Genomic DNA, 2,368 nt, shown 5'->3' on the forward strand with positions numbered 1-2,368 from the left:
CAGGACGACCTGGAACTGCGGGGAGTCGCCGCGCTGTCCAGCGGTGATCACGAGCGACATCAGCTTCTGCGCCTGCTCGACCGCCAGGTGGATCTAATAGCTCAGCAGTGAGCCCGAGCACGGAAGCGCAAGGGCTCGCTGTGTGAGGTGGAAGCCTGCCCCCGTTCCGGGACTGTGATCCCTCAGGTCAGACCGGTCCCTCCTCACCACGCCACCGGGCGGAGGCCCAAGGTGGATCCGGGGACGCGATCCCTTCACCAAGACCGCGCCCCGCCCGGTGGCTCCGCACCAAGCCAGGTTTTCATGTCCTCAGCCCGCCGACAGGGGCCGACCTCTCAGCAGTTCGCGAGCCCGGAGCTCTCCAACAGACCGAGGTCCCTGCCGGTCGCTGGAGACACGAACGGCTCATGAGATGGCGTGCCCCGAGCACTTCTATTAGAGCGCCGCGTGCTCCGCACGGAGCCGACAGCACTAACGCAACGCGCAAACAGGAGAACGAGGTTGAGCAAGATCTTCTGCGGTATCGACTGGGCCGAGAACCACCACGACATCGCGCTGGTCGACCAGGACGGCACCCGACTGGCCAAGCTGAGGATCAGCGACGACAGCGCCGGCTTCAATGCCCTGCTGGAGCTGCTGGCCCGCCACGGCGACAGTCCCGAGGAGCCCATACCGGTGGCGATCGAGACTCCGCGCGGCCTCTTGGTGGCGGGTCTGCGGGCCACCGGGCGCAACGTCTACGCGATCAACCCACTGGCCGCCGCGCGCTACCGCGACCGCAGCAGCATCTCCCGGGCCAAGTCGGACGCCGCCGACGCCCGCGTCCTGGCCAACATCCTCCGCACCGACATGGCCGCCCACCGGCCTCTTCCCACCGACAGCGAACTCGTCCAGGCCGTCGCCGTGCTGGCCCGAGCCCACCAGGACGCGGTTTGGGACAAGACCCAGATGGTCAACAGACTCCGCTCACACCTGCGCGAGTACTACCCAGCCGCTCTCCAGGCGTTCCACGGTGCCGGCGCGCTGGGCCTTGACTCCAAGCACGCCCGCACGGTCCTGGCCGCGGCACCCACCCCGGTGGCAGCGGCCCAGCTCACCCGCAGCCAACTGCGTGCTCTGCTCAACCGCGCCGGACGGCTCCGGCGCGGGACCGACGTCGAGGTCGAACGGCTCCGGGAGATCTTCCGCAGTGAGTGCCTGCGCCAGCTGCCGACGGTCGAGCAGGCCATGGGCAAGCAGGCCCAGGCCCTCCTCCAGCAACTCGACGCCACCTGCCGGAGCGTCGACGACCTCGCCGCGGCCGCCGAGGAGGCGTTCCTCTCCCATCCCGACGCGGAGATTATCACCAGCTTCCCCGGGCTGTCCGTCACGTCCGGAGCCCGCGTCCTCGCCGAGATCGGTGACGACCGGGACCGGTTCGCCGATGCCCGGGCTTTGAAGGCATACGCCGGCGCCGCACCGGTGACCCGGGCCTCCGGCCGCAGCCGCGTCGTGGTCGCCAGAGCCGTCAAGAACCAGAGACTGGCCTCCGCCGGCTACATGTGGGCCTTCGCCGCCCTGCGCTCGAACGAACCCCGCGGGCACTACGACGCCCGACGCGGCGGCGGCGAGCGGCATACCTCAGCCCTGCGGAACCTGTTCAACAAGCTCCTCGGCTGCCTCTACCACTGCCTGCGGAACCGCACGCTCTACGACTCCGAACGGGCTTTCGCCCAGGCTGTCGCGCTCGCCGCCTAGAGCCGCGCGCCGACGGAGATGTCGACTGCAGCCGCGTTCCAACCGGGCTCGTCAACGGCGACCCGGATCTGCCGCCTGCCCGCTTCCCCGACGAGACTCACGAAGCGCGTCACACCCATGACATCACCGATGACCAGCCGTCCGTCGGCCAACGAGATCGGCCCCTCGAAGACAGCCGTGAAGGAAGGATCCGGTCCGGGCCCCTCGTCGAACGGCTCGGAGAAGAGCCGGACCCTGACCAGCTGAACCTGAGCCTGAACCCGGACCGCCACGTGGGTGTCACACCCGACCGCGGCTTCGTCTCGCAAGTTCAACGCCGGCAACCAGTCGGTCGATCCCAGCGCCAGAACCGGATGATTCACCCGAAAGTCAACACCCGCGACCTGCATGCTCAGTCCCCTCCGGACTCCCCTTCGCAACGCTCGGCGATGCTACCGGGCGGCTCCGACATGCCAGCTGAGGACTCAGAGCCCACCGACTGCAGGGGCTGGACGTGACGCCTCCACCGGCGAGTTGACCGCCAGCGACATGAGATGTCTTGGTGGTCAGCCCGCCGCGGGAGCGTCCGAGCCCGTGGTCGTCGGGCTCGGCGAAGACGCCGCCGGGCGGCTCGACCTGCAGGTCCCCCTTT

At 69.1% G+C, this 2,368-nt stretch carries 2 protein-coding genes; one reads left to right on the forward strand and one right to left on the reverse strand.

The window, feature by feature from the left end; all coding sequences use genetic code 11:
- The first annotated feature begins 501 nt into the window (after nucleotides 1–501).
- Nucleotides 502–1,737 carry an IS110 family transposase gene (locus ACIGG8_RS42820; RefSeq protein ID WP_396553988.1) on the forward strand — a complete coding sequence of 412 codons (1,236 nt, stop codon included), beginning with the start codon at nucleotides 502–504 and terminating at the stop codon, nucleotides 1,735–1,737.
- On the opposite strand, the gene ACIGG8_RS42825 is transcribed toward ACIGG8_RS42820, so the two are convergent.
- Nucleotides 1,734–2,126 (reverse strand): hypothetical protein, encoded by a 393-nt coding sequence (locus tag ACIGG8_RS42825; RefSeq protein ID WP_396553989.1) that lies wholly within the window; start codon nucleotides 2,124–2,126, stop codon nucleotides 1,734–1,736. The genes ACIGG8_RS42820 and ACIGG8_RS42825 overlap by 4 nt on opposite strands.
- Between the last annotated feature and the right edge of the window lie 242 nt (nucleotides 2,127–2,368).

Source organism: Kitasatospora sp. NPDC085464 (assembly GCF_044541955.1).
Taxonomy (GTDB): Bacteria; Actinomycetota; Actinomycetes; order Streptomycetales; family Streptomycetaceae; genus Kitasatospora.